The organism is Streptacidiphilus albus JL83 (assembly GCF_000744705.1).
In the GTDB taxonomy this organism is placed as follows: domain Bacteria; phylum Actinomycetota; class Actinomycetes; order Streptomycetales; family Streptomycetaceae; genus Streptacidiphilus; species Streptacidiphilus albus.
Genome location: NZ_JQML01000001.1, coordinates 2,283,525 through 2,305,071, shown reverse-complemented (window position 1 = coordinate 2,305,071; position 21,547 = coordinate 2,283,525). Strand labels below are relative to the sequence as shown.

The following is a 21,547-nucleotide window of genomic DNA, read 5'->3' as shown; positions in this document are numbered from 1 at the left end:
ATCGAGGGTGGCCGCTCTGGGGGTGGCCGCGTTGGTGAGGGCCCGCGCCTGCACGCTGCCGGGGCCGTGCGGGGCCGGGGCGCCCCCTCTAGGCGTCGGGGAGCCAGTTGCCGTGGAAGCCGGAGGGAACGCGTCGGGGCAGGTGAACGCTGGCGACCGGAGGGTCGGCAAGGCGGTCGGCGTCCAGGATGACCAGATCGCTGCGATCGGTGGCGGCGTCGTGGACGTACGCCATCAGCCAGCCGGGGCCTCCCGGCGTGTCGTCGGCCGGGACGAACGAGGCCTCGCCCGGGGTGCGGCCCGAGCCGAAGAGGTGGCTGGTGACAGTGCCGGCGCGAAGGTCGTAGCGGTGGATGGCGCCGCCGTCGGGGCCCTTCGCGGTGCTGGTGTGGCCGTGGCGGTGGGGAAGGCCGGTGAGGCGGTCGTCGATCCGGGGGAACTCGGTGCTCCGGTCGTCCAGTTGCTCCTCGCGGACGCTCCCTGCTGCCAGGTCGATGGTCCAGCGCCACAGTGACCCGTGGCCGTTGACGTCCACGCCGTCGCCCAGTCTGTCCCAGCGGATGACGTGCAGGACCAGTCGTTGCCCGGCCGCCTCCTCGTGGGCGCCCAGGGTGTGGAAGACGTAGCAGGGCTGGATCTCGAACCAGCGCACGGCGCCGTGGGGATCGTCGCGGCGCAGGACGCCGAGCCGGGCGCCGTGGTCGGGGGTCCAGGTGTAGGGCATGCCGGGAGCGCCGGCCCTGGCCTTGGCCAGGTCGAAGACGACCGGAAGGTCCATGAAGACCACGTGCGCGGAGGTGAGTTGGAAGTCGTGCATCATCGTGTGCGCGGGTATGTCGATGGGGCGACTGACCGTCAGTTCCCCTGCCGCGTCCGCTCGGTGGTAGGTCAGATAGGGGGCGGTCAGGCCGCCGTAGCCGAAGAAGTGCAGTTCGCCCGTGGTGGGGCAGGTCTTGGGGTGGGCGGTCATCGGGGTGTGCAGGCGTCCGTTGAAGTCGTAGGCGCCGATGGTGTCGAGTTCGTGCCCGGGTCGGCAGTCCAGCTCGTAGGGATGGGAGGACTCGACCAGGGCCAGGGTGCGCCCCGCGTGCCGCACGACGTGGGTGTTGGCGACGCCGGCGGTCAGGTCGTGGTTGCCGTGCTCGTCGTAGGGGCGGGCGCCGCGGGTGAAGCTGGCGGTTCGAACCCAGCGGTTGCGGTAGGCCGCGGCCCTGCCGCCTTCCAGTCGCACGCCGTGGACCATGCCGTCGCCCAGGAACCAGTGTGCGGAGGCCGCTTCGCGCGGATTGGGTCCGTTGCGCAGGTACCAGCCGGTCAGCTCGGGCGGTACGGAACCGGTGACGGACAACTCGGTGACGGTGAGCTCGTCGGGTACGGGGGCGAAGTTGCCCAGTAGGTGCGGGGCGGTGGTGGTCATGGCGCACTCCGAAGGTGTCGGTCGGCTCGGCGGCCGAGGTCCCGCCCGGCGAGAGGGGGCGGAGGCCTGATATTCCAATCCAGATATGTCGAAACTAGAATGTCGGGATCTGACCTGTCAATAGAGGAATGTAGGATGGTCGGCATGAGCCTTCGCCACGCAGTCCTCGGCCTCCTCGTCGACCAGCCCGCCAGCGGCTACGACCTGATGAAGCGCTTCAACACGTCGCTGGCCAACGTCTGGCCGGCGACCCAGAGCCAGGTCTACGGGGAACTCGCCCGCCTCGCCGACGGCGGCCTGATCGACGTCGCCGCAGAGGGACCGCGCGGACGCAAGGAGTACACCCTCACCGATGCGGGCCTGGCCGAGCTGCGACGCTGGCTGATCGAGGACAAGCCGGAGCCGCGGCGCAGCAGCGCCCTGCTGCGTGTCTTCTTCATGGGGGTGCTCGACGCGGAACAGGCCGCGGACTACCTGGCCAAGGCAGCCGAGCAGGCCGCGGCGGACCACGCCGCGCTACGGCAGCTGCAGGACTCCCTCGACTGGACCGAGCAGGGCCCGCTGACCACCAACGGCCGACTGGCGCTCGAATACGGCCTGCGCCTCTATGCGATGCAGGAGGAGTGGGCGCAGTGGGCCAGCAGCCAGATCACCTCCGCCGCGGAATGAAGTCCGCAGCTCGCCCGACCACAGCGCCCGGCTGCTCTCCCCTGAGGGCAGGCAATCCGATCGACGCAGCGTGGCACGGGTGAGATGCTCGCCGCATGCTTCTGGAGACAGCCCGACTCACTCTGCGGCGCTTCCGGGCGGACGACGCCCCTGCGTTCGCCACCTATCGCTCGGACCCGGAGGTCGCCCGCTACCAGGGGTGGACGGCGCCGGTGTCGGTGGAGTCCGCCACCGCTCTCGTCCGGGAGTTCGCCGGTGGCGACCCAGGGCAGCCCGGGTGGTTCCAGTACGCGGTCGAGCTCAAGGACGGCGGCTGCCTGGTAGGTGATGTGGGAGTGAAACTGCACGAGAACCGGATGCAGGCCGAGTTGGGGATCACGCTGGCTCCGGAGCGACAGGGGCGCGGATATGCCGCCGAGGCGGTGAACGCCGTACTTCAGGACCTGTTCGAGCGGCGCGGCCTGCACCGAGTGTCTGCGGAGTGCGACGCCCGCAACCAGGACTCCGCACGGCTCCTGGAACGGGTTGGATTCCAGAACGAGGGGCGACGCCCCGCGAACACCTGGATCAAGGGCGAGTGGACCGACGACCTGCTCTTCGGGCTGCTCACCGACCGCTGGAGCCAACTGGCCGCCCCGGAACCGTCGGTGAGCGCACCCGGCCGACCCCGGGGGGAGGCCGGGCCGACCGGGCGCCGAGCCGGTCAACGGCTCCGCGCGCTACACGGTCCCGGCCAGTGAATCCAGGGATGCCTGCCAGAGCCGGTCGGCGGCCTCCGGGTCCAGGGCATGGGCCGCCACCCCGCCGGGCGTGCCGTCCACGTGGGCGTGGGCCTGGTTGCAGTCCTCGAAGTACCGGCCGCCCACGCCGTCGAGCTGCGGCCAGGTCGCCGCGAGCACGGAGGTGGCGGCGCCCTGCTCGGGCGTCTTGAACACGTAGCCGCCGGTGGCGATCGTGGCGTCGAGTGCCTCCTGGTCCATGTGCCGCGTCAGGTTCGACAGGATCGCCCCCGGATGAACCGCGTTGACGGTGATGCCGTGGCCGGCCCAGCGACGCTGGGCCTCGACGGCGAAGAGTGCGGTGGCCGTCTTGGACTGGGCGTAGGCGGTGCCGGGATCGTAGGCCCGCCGCCGGAAGTGGATGTCGTCGAAGTCCACCGGGGCCTGCAGGTGGGCGACGGAGCTGAGCGACACCACCCGGGCGTGACCTGCCGCCGCCAGCGCCGGGTGCAGCCCGGCGGCGAGTGCGAAGTGGCCCAGATGGTTGGTCGCGAACTGCAGCTCCCAACCCTCGGGTGTGCGCTGTTCGGGTGTCCGCATCACCCCGGCGTTGTTGACCAGGAGGTGCAGCGGCCCCTCCCACGCGGCGACGAAGGCGCGGACCGACCGCTGGTCGGCCAGGTCGAGCGGGGCGACCAGGACCTGCTTGCTGCCGGTGCTCGACCGGAGGTCCTCGGCGCTGCGCCGACCGGCCTCAGGATCCCGCACCGCCAAGGTCACCTCGGCGCCGGCCGCGGCCAGGGCCCGGGCGGTCTCGACGCCGATGCCCGACGAGCCACCGGTGACGACGGCCCGCCGACCGGTCAGGTCGACGCCGGCCACCACCTCGGCAGCGGTCGACCGCTCGTCGAACGGTGTGGTGATGCGCATGGGTTCACTCATCGGACTGCCCTTCGGTCAGGCCCCCGGGTGGGGCGCGCGGGGTCGCCCGGCGGACGGCCCACTACCAGCGAACCACCGGCCACCGGCTCCGCGGCGGGGTAGAGGGTGCTGCTTCGACCGGGGGTCCAGCAGTACCTCCCACGCGCCGTGCCCAGGGCCCGGGGTGGTCCTAACCTGGGGAGCATGAGTGAGTCTTCCGCCGATCCGGGCGGCAACGCCGAGCTGCGGGATTTCCTGCGCTCGCGCCGGGCCCGGATCACCCCCGAGGACGCCGGGCTGCCCCCGCGATCGGGCACCCGGCGGGTGCCCGGGCTGCGCCGTGAGGAGGTCGCCCAGCTGGCCGGGGTCAGCGTGGACTACTACGTGCGGCTGGAGCGCGGTCGCGGCACGAACGTCTCCGAGGGCGTGCTGGACGCGGTCGCCCGGGCCCTGTGCCTCGACGACACCGAGCGCGGCCACCTGTTCGCCCTGGCCAGGCCCACCCGTAGCCGCCGTCGGCCGCTGCCCCCGCAGCGGGTCAGGCCCGGCCTGTACCGCATCCTGGACACCTTGACCGGCAATCCGGCCCTGGTCCTGGGGCACCGCTCGGACGTGCTGGCGAGCAACCGGCTGGCCCGGGTCCTGTACACCGACTTCGAGGCGCTGCCGCAGCGCGAACGCAACATGGCCCGCTTCGTGTTCCTCGACCCGGCCGCCCGTGAGCTGTACGTCGACTGGGAGCGGTCCGCCCGCGGCACCGTCGCCTCGCTGCACCTCTACGCAGGGGCGCACCCGGACGACCCCCGGCTCGCCGAGCTGGTGGGCGAACTCTCGCTGCGCGACGGCGATTTCCGTCGCTGGTGGGCCGACCACGACGTGCTGCAGCGCAGCCACGGCAGCAAGCGGTACCGCCACCCCCTGGTCGGCGAGCTCACCCTCGACTACGAGGCCCTCAACCCCACCGGTGACCCCGAGCAGACCCTCGGCCTGCACACTGCCGAACCAGGGTCACCGTCGGCGGACGCACTACGGCTCTTGGCCGCCTGGAGCACCCCTCCGACCTGGAGCAGCCCTCCGACAGCCGCGCCGCTGCCGGACCCCGCGCCCGGCCAGGGCTGACCAGCGGTCGACCCCGGGGTCGACCCTGGGCGGCGGCCACCGCCAAAGCCGATCCTGCGCGCAGCCCAGGCCGCCGGAACCGGACCTGGGCGGGCGTCACAGTGCGCACTGTCGGGTCAGTTCGCTGTCTTCAGTTCGCTGTCTGGTTCCGGATGACGAGGAGGCTGACGATCCTGCCGTCACGAACGGTGAAGTAGTTCGTCATGATCAGCTCGTCGGGCAGGTTCGTCTTGTCGTACTGGCCGTCGTAGCGCGCACGCACGATCGCGTCGCCGTGGTGGTCGATGACCTCGGTCACCTCCAGGGTCACCTTGTCCCCGACCAGCTCCTTCGTGACCCAGCGGCGGATCGCCGCAGCACCCCAGAACTCCCGTCGCGCGTCGTTGACCAGGGCGTCCTCGGCGAAGGTCGCGACGATCGCGTCCACGTCGAAGGCGTTGACGGCACGGACATGCTCCGCGAGCACCGGACTGAGCGAGGTACTGGTATCGGTCATGGCACTTCTCCTCATCGAGTCATCGAGTCATCGAGCTTCCCGGACCACCGATCCGGCGGCCCGATGTCAAAGCTCGGCGCTCCGGCCGGGGGAGGGTCAACACCACCGTGGCGCGTTGACCCTCCCGCACGGGGAGGGTTGACACTGGGACCATGAAAGAAGGTCTTACTGTTGGGGACTTCTCCCGGGCCACGCACCTGAGCGTCAAGACGCTGCGGCACTACCACCAGGTGGGTCTGCTGGAGCCCGCCACGGTGGACCCGGGCAACGGCTACCGCTACTACAGGCCCGACCAGATCCCCTCCGCCCAGGTCATCCGTCGGCTGCGGGACCTGGAGATGCCGGTCGCCGAGGTCAAGGCCGTCCTGAACGCCCCCGGCACCGCCGCGCGCAACGCTCTGATCACCACCCACCTGAACCGGCTTGAGACCGAACTCGCCCAGACCCGCGCCGCCGTCGACTCCCTGCGCAACCTGCTGCAGGGCCCAGCGGCGGCCAGGTCCATCAAGCACCGCACCGTGCCCGCGACCCCGGCCGTCGGCATCCGGCAGACCGTGGACCGTGACGACATCCTCGCCTGGTGGCACGGCGCCCTGGGCGAACTGCACGCCACCGTCCATGCCCAGCAGTTGCACCGGGCCGGGCCGAGCGGCGGCCTGTATGACAGCGAGCTGTTCCAGAACGACCGAGGAGAGGCCATCGTGTTCATCCCCGTCGACGGCGATGTGCGCGCGATCGGCCGGGTGGAGCCCTTCCTGGTGCCCGCCGCGGAACTCGCGGTCATCACCCACCACGGCCCCCTGGCCGATGTCGACCTCGCCTATGCCGAACTCGGCTCCTACGCCACCACCCACGAGATCAGCGTCGACGGCCCGCTGCGCGAGACCTACCTGCGCGACGCCCACGACACACCGGACGAGACCCGCTGGGAAACCGAGATCGGCTGGCCCGTCTTCCGCGCTGACAACCATCCCGCCCACTCGGCGTGATCCCGCCAGGGCTCTCCGGGTCGCTTCGGCCTCGAACCCGCCGCGGCGGCCGGGTCGTCCTGGCTCCCGTCGGTTGGCGTAGGGATCGGTCAAGGTCATGGGTGTGCGGGCGATGTCGAGGGCGGCCTGAGGGAAGTGGGGCCCGGCTTTGTAGTAGCGGGCTCGGGTTCGGCCGACTGGTTCGAGGATTCGGGCGGTGACGAGGTCCCTGAGGTCGCGTTGAGCCTGTTGCAGACTCAGGCCCTCGGCGTGCTCGTAGCCTGACCGGCGAACGCGTCCGGCCATGGCCACATCGTGCAGGGCATTCACCGCGGGGCGCTCCATGAGAAGGGAGCCGTTCTCGAGGACACTCCCGTGCCGGTGCCGTGCGAGGCGAGATGTTGCCGCGGGGGTTGCGCTGGATCCCAGGCAGAGGCCACGGCCTGCATGACAACTGACGGACAGCCGCCTCCCAGTGCAAGGAGTACGACGAGGATCCAGCAAAGCGAGGACAGTCGATGTGTCAGTTCACTTCAGGGGACGTCACAATTGAGAAGACGCGTGGAGTCCACGGAAGTCTCGGACGCCGGTCTCGGCAGAGCCTCGGCCCGCGTGGATCGGGCGATGGGAAAGACGGCGTGCACGTGAAAGCCGCCGCCTTCGGTGGGGTGGGCATCAAGAGCACCCCCCGTCAGGTGGGCTCGTTCGTGGAGGCCCCTGAGGCCGTGCCCGCCGGATGGCAGCAGCAGTGGTGGCGCCTCGGGGGCGGGCGGCCCGTTCCGGACATCTACATGCACATGTTGGTCGGCCAGGTAGAGGTGGATGTGTACACGGGTGCCGGGCGCGTGTTTGCGGACATTGGTGAGGGATTCCTGGACGGTGCGGTAGATCGCTTGCTGGACAGGACCGGGCCAGGGGCTGGCCGGCGGGTCGGCGAGGGGGATGTCGAACCGGGTTTCGACGGGGAGTTGGCTCTCGGCGATGAGCCGGGGCAGGTCCACGAGGCGTGGTTGGGGGGCGCTGGTGCCGCCCGAGGCGCGCAGCAGACCGACCATTTCGCGAAGCTCGTCCAAGGTCCGGGCAGCGAGGTTGCGCAGTTCGCGGGCGGTTGACTTGATCTGCGGGTCGGTGGTGCTGACCTGGAGCGCTGCGGTCCGGAGGCTGATCAGGCTGACGTTGTGGGCCACGATGTCGTGCATCTCTCTGGCCAGGCGGGCACGCTCGGCGGACTGGACCTGCTGGGCGAGGAGTTGGTCCTCGCGATGGCGTGAGCGTTCGAGGTCGTGCAGGCGGGCGGAGAGTACGAGCCGGGTGCGGGCGAGCAGGCCCAGGGCAGTGGGTGCGGCGACGCACGCTGCCAGGAGGAACAGTTCCCAGACCTCTCCGTGGAAGGCATGCCGGAAATCGTTGGCGCCGGCGTAGTACTCGAAGGCGAGGACGAAGGCGAGAGCGCAGCCGACTGCCACTGCGCGGCGGGAGTTGGTGAGTGCCACCGTGTAGAGCGCGAGCAGTGACGGTAGGCCGGAGACCGTGCACGTGTCGGGCAGCGTGCCGAGGAAGACGACCAGGGGGCATCGGCGCCGGGCCAGCAGGACCAAGGGGGTCGAGAGCAGCAGCACCGTCTGCAGCGGGGTGAGCGGTGGTGAGGTGGTGCGTTGCCAGGCCTCAAGGGCCGCCACTCCGGTGGGGGTCAGTAGCCACAGGAGTCGGCGCGGCTTCATCGGGTGGCCCCGGCGGCGGGTCGGCCGGTGGTCCTGGGCCGGTCGGCGCGCTGCTGTTGGCTGTTCCACCTGGGCAGGAGTCCGGCGCGGGCCGCCCAGACGGCTGCCTGGACCCGGTTGAGTCGTCCGATTTTGGCCAGAAGCGTGCTGACGTGGTCCTTGGCGGTGCTGGGGGCGATATTCAGGTGACCGGCGATCTCAGCGTTGGTGAGGCCGCAGCCGAGCAGGAGCAGCGCTTCGCGTTCGCGAGGTGTGAGCGCAGCGACCCTCGCAGTGGTTTCGTCCGGGGGCGAGGGGTGGCTGCCGGCCAGGTATCCGTCGATGACGGTCCGCGTCACACCGGGTGCCAAGGGCCGGCCGCCCGAGGCCAGGGCGTGCACCTCTTGGATCAACTGGTCGGGGTCGGTGTCCTTGACGAAGTAGCCGGCCGCGCCGTGCTCCAGGGCAGCGCGCACGTACGACTCCGTGTCGAAGGTGGTCAGCATCGCGACCGTCGGCGGTTTCGGCAGACCCTGAATGCGGCGCAGGACGGCAATGCCGTCGGTACCCGGCATCTCGATGTCCAGTAGCACGATGTCCGGCTGGTGCCGGTCCACGGCGGCCAGTGCCTCAGGGCCGTCGCAGGTGGCCAGGACGTCCAGGCCCGGTGCGCAGTTGAGGATCATCCGCAACCCGGCACGCACCAGCTGTTCGTCGTCCACCACCACAACGCCGAGCGCGCCGTCCAATGCCTGCGCTGCCCCGTGCATGCCCTCGCCCAACAACTTTCCGTTCTGAAACAACTGCTGCTTGTGGAAAGGACCGGAAGGAGATCCACGCGCCACGGGAGCCGCTCCGGTGGCGCCGTCTGAAACAGTGTGCCCGGGCCCGCGGATCACGGCCACGCCGAATTTCCCACCTTTCAGGACCGGAAACGGGGGTGCCGGTGCGTTCACGACGGCCGCCAGTTCTGGCTTCACCCTCAGCGTGACCAGCAGATCCATGGTGCGTACGCGTACTGGTCGTTCCCCCGGCGCGTAGCGCGCGGACAGCGAATCCCCGCCCCCGGGGGTCCGCCGAGGAGCCCCGGGAGCGGGTTGCCAAGGTGCCGAGCTGCGTTCAATGCCGCAGCCACGCACCACGCCTGCCGATGCCGTGGAGGCCGAGCGTGAGGAGGAGCAGGGAGATCACGAGGGCGCTGAGTGAGGTCGGGGCAGCGAGAGGCCAGGCCCATGCGCGGGCGTGTCCGCCGAGGCTCACGCCGAAGAAGGTGCAGATGACGGTGAAGGCGACCGGGGCCGTAGTCGCTGCCAGCGGTCCTGCGACCCAGCGGGCAAGCAGCCCCAGGCCGATCGTGCCTGCGACGTTGCGTCCGAATCCCTCACCCAGCGGCCACCAGCCCAGAGCCTGTCCGCAACCTCCGGCGGCGAGGGCGAGCAGTGCGCACAGCAGCAGGTAGGTACCGTCCATGCGCGGTACGGGCCGGGTGGCAGTGTCCTCGGCAGCGGTCACAGCCCGGTCCACTGCGTGGAGCGCGAGCAGCGAGGGGACCAGAGGGGCCAGCAACGACAGCGGCACGGGCAGCAGGAGGCCGCCGGCCAGGCTCGGCATCGGCATCGACGCCCCGGGCATCGACGCTGCCGCGATCGCGCATCCGGTGAGCGCCGCGAGGGTCCAGGGCACCAGGCGGATCCTGAGCCACCACCTCATCGGGCACGCTCCTTGCCGGCGGTGGCGGGCAGCATCGCCATGGGGGTGTCGCAGTGGGTCAGCGAGTTCATGTCGGCGGCGAACCAGGACAACTGCTCATCGCGGGGCAGCGCCCGCACGTGCTCGGCGAGCTGGATGTCGGTGGCTGTGACCTCTCCGGCGAGCAGCCGTCCTGTGCCGCCCTGGGCGAGGTCGAGCCATGCCTGAAGGGGGCCGTAGGCCGCGTTTCCAGGGTAGGGCGTGTCCTCGGAGCACGCTGGGGGGCCGGCGGGCAGGATGGCCTGGGAGAGGTCGTCGGTGATCTCCTGGGTGGTCGGGCTCGTGGACGCGAGCAGGGTGAGCGCGCCGTGCTGCCGGGCGTCGTCGGAGGCCTTGACGATGTCGGGAAGGTGGAGGCCGGCCGCTGCCAGACGGGCGTAGCCGGTGCGCACGGTGAGACGGATGCGGTCAGCGGCCCGCTGCTGCTCGGGCCACAGGCATATCTGCGGGCCCGTGCCGGCGCACTGCGTGCCGGTCCGTGCCCGTGTCGGATCGGCTCCGAGGTGATGGACCGGCCAGGCGGCCAGGGCGAAGCCGACCGCAACCGCCACGACGGCGCCCAGAGCGGCGGGCAGCCGTCGCCGGGCCGCGATGAGCAGTCCGCCGGCTGTGGCCAGGCCCAGCGCCATGACGACCGGCGATACCAGCACGCCGGTCTTCGGTACCTGGTCCAGCGCGCAGCAGTCGTCGAGGTACATCCCTGTCAGGTATCTCAGCCACAAGGGCTCCACCGTGCCCGTGTACGCGGTCCACACGTAGGAAACCGCCAGGCACAGCGGCAGGGAGACCGGGACAGGGAGCAGGAGCCCGGCCGCGTAGCCGAGGACGGCGTGGGAGCAGCCGACAGCCAGGCAGAGCAGGATCATCCAAGGGTCCGGGAATCCCGGTGCTCCCAGCGCGGTCGATGCGGTGGCGGCGAAGGCTGCGGTGACGCCGACGGCCACCATTGCGAACACCGGAAGCAAGTGGGCGGTGGCGATCCGCAGCTGGGACCGCGCCGGGGCCCATCCGGCCACCCGGGCGCGGCGGATGCGGCCGCCTTCCCATGCTCCGGCCAGCGCCGCCGCCGGGGCGATCATGAACAGCAGGTAGGCCGCTTTTCCGCTGGCCGACTCCCAGTAGCCGGTCGTGGCCCATTGCACCAGGTCCCCCTGGGCGTACAGGACGATGCCGCAGACGAGCGGGAGGGAGAGCCATGCGGCCAGGGAGGTGCGCAGTTGCGTGAACCAGGGCATGCGGTCACGCCTCCCGCGCGACGAACTGCAGGTACGCCGCCTCGGCGCGTCGCTCGGGCGCGGTGTGCTGTCCGGCGTACGCGAGGAAGTCGGCGGTCGAGCCCTGGTAGCGGACCTGGCCGCCTTCCAGGACGATCGTGGAGTCGTAGACGGCGTCCAGGTCCTCGGTCTGGTGGGTGGAGACCACGCAGTGGACGGTGCCGTTGAGTTCGGCCATCAGCTCGCGGAACCCCGCGCGCTGCACCGGGTCCAGTCCGGCGGTCGGTTCGTCCATGAGCACGACCTCGCAGCCGTGCACCAGGGCCTGCGCAATACCCAGTCGACGCAGCTGCCCACCGGAGAGCGTCCGGGCGGGCCGGTCGGCCAGATCGGACAGCCGGACCATGCGCAACGCCCCAAGCGACCGGTCCCAGGACTCACGCCGGGAGATGCCCTTCAACCAGGCCGCGTAGGCCGCCTGCTCACGCACCTTCAGGCCGGGGACCGCGGTGATGTCCTGTGGCATCCAGCCCACCCGCCGCCGGTAGTCGGCCAGCTTCCGGCCCCGCGCAGGGTCGAGGTGCCGGTAGGAGACTCTGCCCGCTTTCGGGTGCCGGACTGACGCGGCCAGGGAGAGCAGCGTGGACTTCCCCGCACCGTTGGGGCCGAGCAGGACCGTGCAGCCCTCGGGGAGCTCCAAGGAGAGGTCCGTGATGACGTCCCTCCTGTTGCTGTAGCCGAATGTGCAGTGCTCAAAGCGGATGGGCATGTGCGAACCTTGCCGAAGGAGATGTGCCGTGAACGGAGAGACGAGGGGCGGCGGACGGTTCCCGCTGCCGCCCCCTGGGCTCAGTACTGGACTGAGACCCCCTTCGCGCTCACCTGCAGGCCGTAGTCGCTGCCGTTGATGTCCACCACGGCAAAGCGGTAGTCGGCTGCGGACTGACGGCCCCATGAGGATGTCCTGCAGTAGTTGACCTTGTGGCCTTCGTCCGTGTCGGGCGTGAGCGAATGGACCTGCGAGAGCTGCAGGGTGACGTTGGCGAACTTGGCGCCGGAGGCGCTGCAGCCGGACAGGGCGACGCTGGTGGCCACGGTGTCGTTCCCTTCGGTCCAGGTACGCGAGTTGTGGCCGGTGCCCCAGCCGGAGATGTAGGAATTGAAGCCGCCGTTGGCATACGCGGGGGCCGCGATCAGGGCCGCAGTGAAGGAGACAACGCCGACGGCGGCGGCACGCTTGAGCGAGAGCACGTAATTCCTTGCATTGGTTCGACGCGGAGGTACTCGAACTGACGCCCCCGCAGTTGCACGATCAACATACGGAGACACATCCAGCTGACCCACCTCCCATCGACCGGAAGACCCCCGCCGGACAGCGTGGTTGCCGCCACCCCGATCGGGGGGAGTCCGGCGGCTTGGCCGAAGAAGGCGCCCGTGCAGATGGACACGATCCGCCCCGCCCTGGTCGACCGGGCAGCCGGGAATCAGCACTGTGTGCGGCGCGGTGACCTGGGACAGCTCGGTGTCCGGAGCCAGGACGAGGCCGTTGGTCGTGTGCACCGGCAGCTGCCAACCGCAGCAGGCAGACCAAGCGAGTCGCATCCAGTGATGTTGCTCGTAACGCTGGCTTCATCCCAGCCGTCTCGGACGCCTCCCGCAGTCAGCACCGACGTTGAAACAGCGGCTCCCTAGCCCAGCAGCGTCGCTCGGTGCTTCCAAGCCAGGTGGAGGAGCGCGGCCCCGGCGGGCTGCATGGGCTCGTCGTGGGTGAGGCGCATGACGTGGTCGGCCCGGAACGGGATGCCGGCAGCTCGGCCGGTGCCGTCTTCGAGTTCGACTCGGTGGCCTTCGTCGTTGGTGGTGACCAGGCGTTGGAAGGTCTCGTCGAACAGGTCGGCGTCGAAGACGGCGACGGTCAGCATGTCGGTGACGAAGGTGAGCGGGTCCATGCCCAGCCCGAGCCAGTGGACGCGGAGAGTGCCCTGGTCGCGGGCGTGCTGGAGGGATTTGTTGAACTCCCAGGCGTCGTAGTCGACGGGGTGCTGGCTGCTGCCGTAGTCCTCGGTGCTGCCGAGGAGTTCCTCGCTGAGTTCGCGGACGAGGGAGCGCCACAGGTCGAAGTCGTTGGCCTCGTTCCAGGGGGCGTCGTGGGAGGGCTGGAACATCCCGACGGGCATGACCTGGTAGAGGTTGCCGCCGCTGGCGACCTTGTCCGGGTCGCGCCAGTGCAGGACGAACTCCGCGTCGCCGCTTCGGCGGTCGTGGCGGATGACGAGGGTGCTGATGGCGCCCATCACCGGGCGCCGATCCAGGTCGGTGGGGTCGCCGAGTGCGCGACGGAAGGGCGTGCCGCGACTGGGCTGGCCGGCGTCCAGGTCGGGGTGTGCGGCGGCGAACTCGTGCGCTGCCGCCTCGCAGATGTTGATGACGTCGAAGTAGGAGCCGCGACCGAAGGTGAGAGTCGGCGTCTCGCTGTTGGCCTGCACGTCCTGGAGCCGGTAGCAGGTGCGGTCCTCGAACAGCCGGGGCCGGGCGAGGTCGCCGACTGCCTCGGCATAGCGGCGGTAGGGAGTGCGGTCGTCGTGCAGCGGTCGAATGGCATCCAACTCGGGGGCGTCGCCGTCGATCGCGGCGGGCGTCTCCATCGTTGACCAGTGGAGCTGTACGTCCTCCAGGGGGACCGGCTGCTCCGGTACCCAGTGCTGCCGCGCGAGCAGGCGGGTGCCGGGGATGAAGCGTGAGGGTTCGAAGTCCTTCAGGGCCAGGCTGGTCAGCTCGTGGCGGTGCGCGTTGAGGTGCTTGCGAGTTCGCAGCCAGAGGTCCCGGGTGGCCTCCGGGCCGCTTTCGGGCGCGGCTGACTGTTCGATCCCCACGAGGCTCCTTCCCTGGCGGACCTGCTGCATCGGCACCGCCATGACGGCAGCTTCAGCGGCTGAGCAGCAGCCCGCGGTGCTTCCAGGCTAGAGCCAAGCATGCCGCGCCCGGGGGAGCCATGGGCTCGTTCCTGAGGAATTGTGTGATGTTCTGTTGAGAAAAGGGGATTCCCGTGGCTGCTGGCTGCCCGTCCAGCCCGGTGACGGTGATGCCTTCGGCGTTCTGCGGCGCGATGTCGCCGAACAACTCGTCGAAGACCTCGTCGTCGATGACCAGCACGCTGGGGATCGTGGCGGCGAGGGTGAGGGCGTCGCAGGCCACACCGAAGCAGTAGACCTTGATTCTGCCGGTCTCCCGGCCTCGCTGGAGCGAGCGGTAGAGCGGCCAGCGCTCGTAGTTGAGCTGCTGACTGGAGCTGCCGTCGAACTCCGGCGCGCCGAGGAGTTCCTCGTTGAGCTCGCGGACGATGTTGCGCCACAGGTCGAAGTCGGGCCCGTTGGGCGGGGAGAGGATGCTGCTGGGCTGGAACTCGCCGGCGGGGATGGCGTCGTAGAGGCCCCCTGCGGTGGCGACTTTGCCGGGGTCGCGGACTCTGCTGCGCAATTCGCTGCATGAGCATGATGGTTGAGGGGATGATCGCTTCTGCGGCCACTGTCCTGTCGTGGGGTCGCAGGGGGTGGTGCGATGTCGTTGCAGGTTAGGGGCTTGCCGGAGATTCCGGCGGATACGGTCCGGGTGGCACGGTCGGCGTTTCCGCAGGGGTCGCTGGCGATGAGCGTGCGGGACAGGCTTGGTGAGGTCTTCGCGGACGAGCCGTTCGCGGGTGCGTTCGGGGTCCGGGGTGCCCCGGGGCTGTCGCCGGCCTTGTTGTCGCTGGTCACGGTGTTGCAGTTCGCCGAGGACCTGACGGATCGGCAGGCGGCGGCGATGGCGGTTCGCGCGATCGACTGGAAGTACGCGATGGGGATGGAGCTGGGCGCGACCGGCTTCGATGACAGTGTGCTGGCCCGGTTCCGGGCGCGGCTGGTCGAGCACGGGATGGAGCGTGTGGTCTTCGACCGGCTGCTGGACTGGTGCCGCGGGCAGGGCCTGGTCGGGGCCGGGGGCAAGCAGCGCACGGACTCCACGCACGTGATCAGCGCGGTGCGTGACCTGAACCGCCTCGAGCTGGCTGGGGAATCGGTGCGCGCGGCGCTGGAAGCGCTGGCGGTGGTCGCTCCGGCCTGGCTGGCCCAGGCAGTGAACGTGCCCGAGCTCGCGCTGCGCTACGGCGAGCGGGTGAACGGTTGGAAGATACCTTCCTCCCAGGTCAAGCGGGAACGGCTGGCCACGGTGTTCGGGCAGGACGCCGTCGCCCTGCTGCGGGCGGTGTGGGCACCGACAGCCCCTCCGGTGCTGCGGACCCTGGAGCCCGTTGCGCTGCTGCGGCGGATCACGGTGCAAACGTACCTGGTTGCCACCGACACCCGGGGACGGGAGGTGATCCGCAAGCGGGAGGCCGACAGTGACGGCGTCCCGCCCGGCCATACGCGCCTCGCCTCTCCGTACGACCCGGACGCGCGCTGGGCGGCGAAAGGCGAGGACCTGTTCTGGTGCGGATACAAGATCCATCTGACAGAGAGCTGCGATGCTCCTCCCGAAGCCGAAGCCGAAGCCGAAGCCGAAGCCGAAGCCGAAGCCGAAGCCGAAGCCGAAGCCGAAGCCGAAGCCGAAGCCGAAGCCGAAGCCGAAGCCGAAGCCGAAGCCGAAGCCGAAGCCGAAGCCGAAGCCGAAGCCGGTGGTGAGCCGTCGCCCGGGCGTCTGCCGGTGCGGCTGATCACGGATGTGTACACCACCGACGCGACCGTGCCGGACGTGAACGCCACCGCGCCGGTCCAGGAGAACCTGGCGACGCGGGGCCTGGCACCGGGCGAGCACTACCTTGACGCCGGATACCCTTCCGCCGCGCTGGTCCGGGCCGCCTCCGAGCAGGGCATCACCATGGTCACCCCGCTCCGGCCCGACACCTCGCCCCAGGCCAGGGCCGACACCGGCTACGCCAAGGACGCCTTCCGCATCGACTGGAAGGCCCGCCAGGTCCGCTGCCCCGAAGGCAGGACAAGCAGCGGCTGGTACCCGGTCCGGCAGCACGGCCACGACGCGATCGTCGTCGACTTCGCCCGCAGCGACTGCCGGCCCTGCCCCGCACGCGAGCAGTGCACCGCCTCGCGACGCGGCACCCGCATGCTCACGCTCCAGCCCCGCGAGCTCCACCAGGCACTGACCGCCGCCCGCACCGAGCAGAAGACCGATACCTGGCAAGCCAAGTACGCCCTGCGCGCCGGGATCGAGGGCACCATCAACCAGGCCCTGGACGTCACCGGAATCCGCCGGGCCCGTTACCGCGGCCTGCCCAAGGTCCGTCTCCAGCACGCCTTCTCCGCCGCCGCACTCAACGTCATCCGCCTCGACGCCCACTGGAGCACCGAAGGAACCCCACCTGCACTGTCACGCGCCAGCAGACTCACCCACCTCAGCTACCGACTCACCGCATAACCGAATAGCGCAGCAGAGTCGTCGCGCCAGTGAAGGAAGAACGTCGCCTCGCCGTTGGGGCGCCGTCGTAGCAGCAGCGTGGTGATGGCCGGGATCATCGGCCGGATGCGCAGGTCGAACGGATCGCCCACAGCTCGGCGGAGCGGCAGTTGGCGCCACAGGGAGCGGTCCGTCTCCCCGATGGGCGCATTGGAGGTCGCCAGGGCGTATTCGTGCCCGATGGCCTCGCACAGATCCAGTTTGTCGAAGTAGGTGGACAGGCCGAACGACAGCTCGCCGCCGCCATCACCCCAGCGGATCCCGGTGAGCCGGTAGCTGGGCCGGTTCTCGAAGAGGGTCGGCGAGTCCAGGTAGCGAACCGCCAGCGTGTAGCGGTCGAAGCGTTGGCCGGGGAGGCGGAGCGGGCGGCTGGCCTGGCCCTCCGGCGCGGCACCGTCCAAGATCGCCTCGACGGGCTCCACATCCCAACGCAGCGTAACGTTCTCCAGTGGCACCGGCTGGGCTGGCAGCCACGAGGCTGGGGCCAGCAGCGAGGTCAGTTCGATGCGGGTGTCCTGGTCGTACAGCTCAGCCGCAGCAGCAGCCAGTCCGGCGCGGTTCGTGTTCAGATGTCGGCGGATCGAGCGCCATGCCCGCTGACTGGCGCGCACCTCGACATCGACCGGCAGATCTCCACGGGTCGGCCGTTCCACCTGCTCCACCGCAGGGCCCTGGCGGTCTGAGGCGGGGAGGCGAAACCAGAGGAGAGCGGCCGGAATTCGTAAGGTCCGGGCGATGTGGATCAGCATGTCCAGCATCTGCGGCGGACCGCCCGCCTCAATCCTGCTGATCTGGGCCTGGGTCAGGCCGAGCCACTCGCCGACGACGCTCTGCGGCACTCCGCGCTTCCCGTACTCGGGCAGATGGGACGGGTGGAGCCGGTACGCCCTGATGACGGCTCCCATGTGGCGCGTAGCGAGGGCAGCACTCAGGGAGGACGATTCCCAGAGTTCGAGCGGGAGTTCTGGCGGGCTGGGCAGTCCTGCTGTCGAGCCCCGGCGAGAGCACGGCGAGCAGGTCAGTGCCTGATGATCCGCCGCGAGGCCGGCCCCGCACTGTCGGCAGCGACGAGCCCCTTGTGGGAGAGGCGCAGACATCGTCACCTCCCCGTCCGGGACTCGGCAGCCAGTCACCTGAAGCGTAGTCACCTGCGTGCTGGAGCGTGGGCGATCTATGCGTTCCGTGTATACCCGGGATGGGTTTCTGGCATGGAACGGGCGGAGGGCAGAGGCCATGGTCAGTAGTCCGAGCAGACGTGAAGGGCTCGGATCCGCTTTTGGACAGGCCCGTGCGGTTCGCCTGGTCCTCGCCCCCGACAGGAGTCTCCATGTATCCACCCATCCTGTCCCTCGACACCTTGCCGAGGCACGAGCCCAAGGACCAGGTACGGCAACTTAGCGAGGCGTTGTCATGAACGACGAGGAGACGTTCGGCACGAGCTGGCCGCTGATGTCGTTCGAGGGGGCGGTGCGCTTTGCTCGGGCACGGGTGGTGGCGACCCTGCAGATCTGGGGCTTCTACCTGGGCAGCAGCGCAGAAGACATCGATCTGCTGGTCTCCGAACTGGTGACCAATGCTCTGACACATGCGGATGGCCAGCCCATCACCGTCGGCCTCTACGCCAGCCGCACCGAACGCTCGATGACCATCGACGTACTCGACGCCAGTCCCGACGTCCCCGAACTCCGACGCGCAGATCCGGACGACGAGAGCGGCAGAGGAATGTTCATCGTCAACGCCCTGACCGACGGCCGCTGGACCACTCAGCGGACGCCTCAGGGAAAGCGGGTGCTGGCCACGATGCCCTTGCCGCCTCAGCCGCTCGACGAGCGCCGTCAGCGGGTTCTCGACTGCATGGTCCAGGCAGTTCGGCCCAAGCCCTACGTGGTCAGCACCACCCCATAGACCAGTGCTGTCCCTCCAGTGGCTCCTTGCGGGAGCCGGACGCCCCTACTCAGTCCTCCCTACGCCCGCTACGCGACGATCCACCGCTTCTACGCACCGTGCCGGTCCTGCTCACCCATAGGAGTCCGCAATGCCAGTCGCCGACCCCCAGACATCCACGACGTCCATGACCGACGTCCGGCTGACCCCGGACTACTACATCCACCGACAGCAGGACCTGGCCAGCGCGTACATCGTTGGCCTCCTGGCCCGTGCGGAGACGGTGTTCGACATCAAGCCGCTCATGGTCGCCGACCTCGACGACCCAGCCGCCTGCGGACTCGACCATGCCCCCGCAGGCACCATCGATGCCGGAGCGATCGTGGAAGGCCCCGTCTACCTCCAGCAGGGGGCCCGGATCGAGTCCGGTGCGCACGTTATCGGCCCGGTGCTGATCTGCTCTGGCGCGGTCATCGCTGCCGGTGCCCTGGTGCGCGACCACTCCGTGATCGGCCCCGGCAGCGCAGTCGGTTTCGGCGCGGAGATCACCCGGAGCCTCCTGGTCGAGGCGGTGTTCATGAAGCACGTCTCGTTCGTCGGGGACTCCATCCTTGGCAGGCACGTCCACCTGGGCGCTTTCTGTTCCACCACCGGCATGCGCAACGGCACCGGTCCCGTCCGCGAACCCGCTGTCGACGAAGTCACGATCACGCTGGACGAGGCGCGGATCAGCACCGGGCAGACGAAGTTCGGTGCGGTCATCGGCGACGAGGTCGGCCTGCCAGCCGCCACCGTCCTGTCACCAGGCACTCTGATCGGCCCTGGCACGGTGATCTACCCGCACACCCACATCGGCGGCATCCTGCCCGCCGGCAGCCGGGTCAGGTGAAAGCGATGACAATCCCGACCCAGACCACGCAGGACACGGCCCACATCCAAGTCACCGGGGGACGAAGGCTGTCGGGCCGCGTACAGGTGCAGGGCAGCAAGAACATCGCCCTGCACCTGTACGCGGCGGCCCTCGCCACGGACACTCCCACGGCCCTGGAGCGGTGTCCTGACATCCTCGACACCTCCGTCTGCGCGGCGATCCTGCGGCACACGGGCAGCGAGGTCGCCGTTGATCAGGGCTGGTTCCGGGTCACCCCCACCAGCCGCCCGCAGTCGCTGGTCCACCCGGTGCTGGGCAGGCGGGTCCGCACCACCGTGGTGCTGGCAGCAGCCCTGCTGGCCCGTACCGGCAGGGCCGTCTTCCCCGCGCCTGGAGGCGACGCGTTCTGCCCGCGCCTGATCGACCGGCACCTAGCCGCCATGAAGGCAGCCGGAGCGGACGTGCTGTGCGAGGACAACGGATTCCGCGCCACCTGCGCCATGCGCGGCGTCCGCGCCTTCACCACGGACGTCAACACCCCGTACGGCCCCAGCCTCGGAGCCACCGTTACCGCCCTCCTCCTCGCCGCCCGCGCCGAGGGAACCTCCCTGATCAGCCACCCCAGCGTCGAACCCGAAGTCGTCGAGACGGCCAGGTTCCTGGAACAAGGCGGTGCCCAGATCGAGTGGGACGACGAAGGGGTCCACGTCACCGGCACCAGCCACCTGACGGGAGGTACGTTCGCCGTCGCCGGTGACCGGATCGAAGCGGGGACGATGATCATGGCAACGGCAGCCACCGGGGGAGACGTCCAACTCGACGGAATCACGGTGGCAGATCTCCCCGAAGGGCTGCGCCACGTCCTCGCCGACGCAGGCATCGCCCTCACCGCTCGCAGCGGCGGACTGGCTAGCTCCAGCGGTCCGTTGGAAGCAGTCGAGGCGGCGACCGGCCCGCATCCCGGCCTGCCCACCGACACCGCTCCGCAGCTCGCGGCCATGCTCACCCAAGCGCGAGGAGTGTCCCTGGTCCATGAGCGGATATATCCCCGCCGCGATACGCACATCACCGCACTGCGCGCCTTCGGCGCCGAGGTCAGCGCCCAGGGATCCTCTGCCCGTGTGGTCGGCCCGAGCCCGCTGCGGGCGACCGCAGTTGAGGCGGGCGATATCCGGGCGGTGACCGCCTTGCTGATCGCCGCCCTGGCCGCCGAAGGCACCTCTACGATCCGAGGGATGTACCACCTCCGGCGCGGCTACGGCCACTTGCTCGACAACCTCGCCACGCTGGGAGCCGATATCACCCTCGACCAGGAGACCAACTGATGCCCCAAAGCACTCCGTTCACCGATTCCGACGCCGACCGCCTCCAGGAGGCACTGGACGCGCTCGTGGCCAGCGGCGGCAGCCCCGGCGGCGTGGTCGTCTTCGGAACCAGGGACGGAGGCCACCGGATCCTCACCGCCGGACTGGTGGCACCCGAGTGCGGCGACACGCGCCCGGACCAGGACACGCTGTACGACATCGCCTCGCTCACCAAAGTCGTCGCCACCTGGCCGCTGGTCGGCCGAGCACTCGATCAAGGGCTGCTCGACCTCGACGCGCCCATCCGAGACTTCCTCCCCGCCATCCACGCCGAAGCTCCCAGCGGCGAGGCCACGGTGTGCCAACTCCTGGCCCACACCTCAGGCCTGCGCGCCTCCACCCGCCTCGACCAGTACCGAGGCGCAGGCGCCCCACTGCACGAACTGATGTGCCGCGAACCCCTGGACGAACAACCCGGCCAGCACCGCTACATCAACCGCGGCTACATCCTCCTCGGCCTGGCCCTCTCCCACGTCCACAACCAATCCTTGTACGCGCTCGCCGACCAACTCTGGTCCGGTATCGGCATGACCAGCACCGTCTACGGGCCAGTGGCCCGCGCCGCCCAGGTCGCCCCCACCGAACAGCGCATCCCGGGAACACCCCGCACCTGGGGAGCCCCGCACGACGACAACGCCGCGCTCCTGGGCGGGATCGCCGGCCACGCCGGAGTCTTCTCCACCCCCGCCGACCTGGCCACCTACGCCGAACACCTGCTCACCGCCCACGCCGACAGCGACAACACCCCGATCGGCCAGTGGCTACGCGCCAGCCAGGTCCCCCAAGCCGCCATCGAACCCGGCCTGGACCGGGGCCTGTCCTGGATCCTCGCCGACGGCACCCGTACCGCCTACCACCACGGCTTCACCGGCACCAGCCTCTACCTCAACCCCGAAAACGGCCGCTACCTCGCCCTCTGCACCAACGCCATCTACCACGGCCCCGCCCGCGAACGCCTCGCCCCACTGCGCACCCTCGCCCTCAAGACCACATCGTCCAACTGATTCC

The 21,547-nt window shown here is 69.9% G+C and carries 21 protein-coding genes; 9 read left to right on the top strand and 12 right to left on the bottom strand.

From position 1 onward, the window contains the following. Positions 1 to 88 precede the first annotated feature (88 nt). Complete coding sequence (locus BS75_RS09990; protein ID WP_034087963.1) at positions 89 to 1,417, bottom strand: carotenoid oxygenase family protein; 1,329 nt, start codon at positions 1,415 to 1,417, stop codon at positions 89 to 91. Positions 1,418 to 1,561: 144 nt separating this feature from the next. Here BS75_RS09990 and BS75_RS09985 point away from each other — a divergent pair, with 144 nt between their 5' ends. Together BS75_RS09985 and BS75_RS09980 are read left to right on the top strand one after the other, a co-directional pair. Then, positions 1,562 to 2,086: a PadR family transcriptional regulator gene (locus BS75_RS09985; RefSeq protein WP_034092746.1), complete on the top strand. Its 525-nt coding sequence runs from the start codon at positions 1,562 to 1,564 to the stop codon at positions 2,084 to 2,086. A gap of 95 nt (positions 2,087 to 2,181) precedes the next feature. Next, the gene (locus tag BS75_RS09980) at positions 2,182 to 2,826 is read left to right on the top strand and encodes a GNAT family N-acetyltransferase (RefSeq protein WP_081982221.1); all 645 of its coding nucleotides are present in this window, start codon (positions 2,182 to 2,184) and stop codon (positions 2,824 to 2,826) included. On the opposite strand, the gene BS75_RS09975 is transcribed toward BS75_RS09980, so the two are convergent. Further along, positions 2,806 to 3,735, bottom strand: a complete 930-nt coding sequence (locus tag BS75_RS09975) for an SDR family NAD(P)-dependent oxidoreductase (protein WP_231607732.1) — start codon at positions 3,733 to 3,735, stop codon at positions 2,806 to 2,808. The genes BS75_RS09980 and BS75_RS09975 overlap by 21 nt on opposite strands. A gap of 195 nt (positions 3,736 to 3,930) precedes the next feature. Between BS75_RS09975 and BS75_RS09970 the strand changes: the two genes are divergently transcribed. After that, entirely contained in the window at positions 3,931 to 4,845 is a 915-nt protein-coding gene (locus BS75_RS09970) for a helix-turn-helix transcriptional regulator (RefSeq protein WP_034087961.1), read from the top strand. Positions 4,846 to 4,975: 130 nt separating this feature from the next. On the opposite strand, the gene BS75_RS09965 is transcribed toward BS75_RS09970, so the two are convergent. Next, positions 4,976 to 5,341 (bottom strand): nuclear transport factor 2 family protein, encoded by a 366-nt coding sequence (locus BS75_RS09965; RefSeq protein ID WP_034087960.1) that lies wholly within the window; start codon positions 5,339 to 5,341, stop codon positions 4,976 to 4,978. 152 nt (positions 5,342 to 5,493) lie between these two features. Between BS75_RS09965 and BS75_RS09960 the strand changes: the two genes are divergently transcribed. After that, positions 5,494 to 6,330, top strand: coding sequence for a MerR family transcriptional regulator (locus tag BS75_RS09960; protein ID WP_034087959.1), 837 nt, complete (start codon positions 5,494 to 5,496; stop codon positions 6,328 to 6,330). A gap of 512 nt (positions 6,331 to 6,842) precedes the next feature. On the opposite strand, the gene BS75_RS09955 is transcribed toward BS75_RS09960, so the two are convergent. The 8 genes from BS75_RS09955 to BS75_RS49190 all read right to left on the bottom strand — a co-directional run bounded on the left by BS75_RS09955 (position 6,843) and on the right by BS75_RS49190 (position 14,449). Beyond that, positions 6,843 to 8,099 carry a histidine kinase gene (locus tag BS75_RS09955; protein ID WP_152646085.1) on the bottom strand — a complete coding sequence of 419 codons (1,257 nt, stop codon included), beginning with the start codon at positions 8,097 to 8,099 and terminating at the stop codon, positions 6,843 to 6,845. Then, positions 8,027 to 9,013, bottom strand: a complete 987-nt coding sequence (locus BS75_RS09950; RefSeq protein ID WP_331281412.1) for a response regulator transcription factor — start codon at positions 9,011 to 9,013, stop codon at positions 8,027 to 8,029. The genes BS75_RS09955 and BS75_RS09950 overlap by 73 nt, the downstream gene beginning before the upstream one ends. Positions 9,014 to 9,128: 115 nt before the next feature. Further along, positions 9,129 to 9,719 (bottom strand): hypothetical protein, encoded by a 591-nt coding sequence (locus BS75_RS09945; RefSeq protein WP_034087958.1) that lies wholly within the window; start codon positions 9,717 to 9,719, stop codon positions 9,129 to 9,131. After that, positions 9,716 to 10,993: a DUF7224 domain-containing protein gene (locus BS75_RS09940; RefSeq protein ID WP_034087957.1), complete on the bottom strand. Its 1,278-nt coding sequence runs from the start codon at positions 10,991 to 10,993 to the stop codon at positions 9,716 to 9,718. Before BS75_RS09940 ends, BS75_RS09945 begins: the two co-directional genes overlap by 4 nt. A gap of 4 nt (positions 10,994 to 10,997) precedes the next feature. Beyond that, positions 10,998 to 11,741, bottom strand: a complete 744-nt coding sequence (locus BS75_RS09935) for an ATP-binding cassette domain-containing protein (RefSeq protein ID WP_034087956.1) — start codon at positions 11,739 to 11,741, stop codon at positions 10,998 to 11,000. Between the two features lie 80 nt (positions 11,742 to 11,821). Further along, positions 11,822 to 12,223, bottom strand: coding sequence for a hypothetical protein (locus BS75_RS09930; RefSeq protein WP_034087955.1), 402 nt, complete (start codon positions 12,221 to 12,223; stop codon positions 11,822 to 11,824). Positions 12,224 to 12,660: 437 nt separating this feature from the next. Next, positions 12,661 to 13,845: a hypothetical protein gene (locus BS75_RS09925; protein ID WP_052440085.1), complete on the bottom strand. Its 1,185-nt coding sequence runs from the start codon at positions 13,843 to 13,845 to the stop codon at positions 12,661 to 12,663. 52 nt (positions 13,846 to 13,897) lie between these two features. Then, positions 13,898 to 14,449 (bottom strand): hypothetical protein, encoded by a 552-nt coding sequence (locus BS75_RS49190; protein WP_052069310.1) that lies wholly within the window; start codon positions 14,447 to 14,449, stop codon positions 13,898 to 13,900. A 168-nt stretch (positions 14,450 to 14,617) separates the two neighbouring features. Here BS75_RS49190 and BS75_RS09915 point away from each other — a divergent pair, with 168 nt between their 5' ends. Continuing rightward, positions 14,618 to 16,381, top strand: a complete 1,764-nt coding sequence (locus tag BS75_RS09915) for a transposase (protein ID WP_197091908.1) — start codon at positions 14,618 to 14,620, stop codon at positions 16,379 to 16,381. Here the strand turns inward: BS75_RS09915 and BS75_RS09910 are convergent. Continuing rightward, entirely contained in the window at positions 16,363 to 17,259 is an 897-nt protein-coding gene (locus BS75_RS09910) for a hypothetical protein (protein ID WP_156164236.1), read from the bottom strand. The genes BS75_RS09915 and BS75_RS09910 overlap by 19 nt on opposite strands. A gap of 571 nt (positions 17,260 to 17,830) precedes the next feature. On the opposite strand from BS75_RS09910, the gene BS75_RS09905 reads away from it, so the two are divergent. The 4 genes from BS75_RS09905 to BS75_RS09890 all read left to right on the top strand — a co-directional run bounded on the left by BS75_RS09905 (position 17,831) and on the right by BS75_RS09890 (position 21,543). Then, positions 17,831 to 18,325: an ATP-binding protein gene (locus tag BS75_RS09905; protein WP_052069308.1), complete on the top strand. Its 495-nt coding sequence runs from the start codon at positions 17,831 to 17,833 to the stop codon at positions 18,323 to 18,325. A 130-nt stretch (positions 18,326 to 18,455) separates the two neighbouring features. After that, on the top strand, positions 18,456 to 19,193 hold the full coding sequence (locus tag BS75_RS09900; protein WP_152646400.1) for an LbetaH domain-containing protein: 738 nt from the start codon (positions 18,456 to 18,458) through the stop codon (positions 19,191 to 19,193). Positions 19,194 to 19,198: 5 nt separating this feature from the next. Further along, a complete protein-coding gene (locus tag BS75_RS09895) occupies positions 19,199 to 20,500 on the top strand; it encodes a UDP-N-acetylglucosamine 1-carboxyvinyltransferase (protein ID WP_034087953.1) in 1,302 nt (433 codons plus the stop codon). Beyond that, entirely contained in the window at positions 20,500 to 21,543 is a 1,044-nt protein-coding gene (locus tag BS75_RS09890; RefSeq protein WP_034087952.1) for a serine hydrolase domain-containing protein, read from the top strand. Before BS75_RS09895 ends, BS75_RS09890 begins: the two co-directional genes overlap by 1 nt. Positions 21,544 to 21,547: the final 4 nt, after the last annotated feature.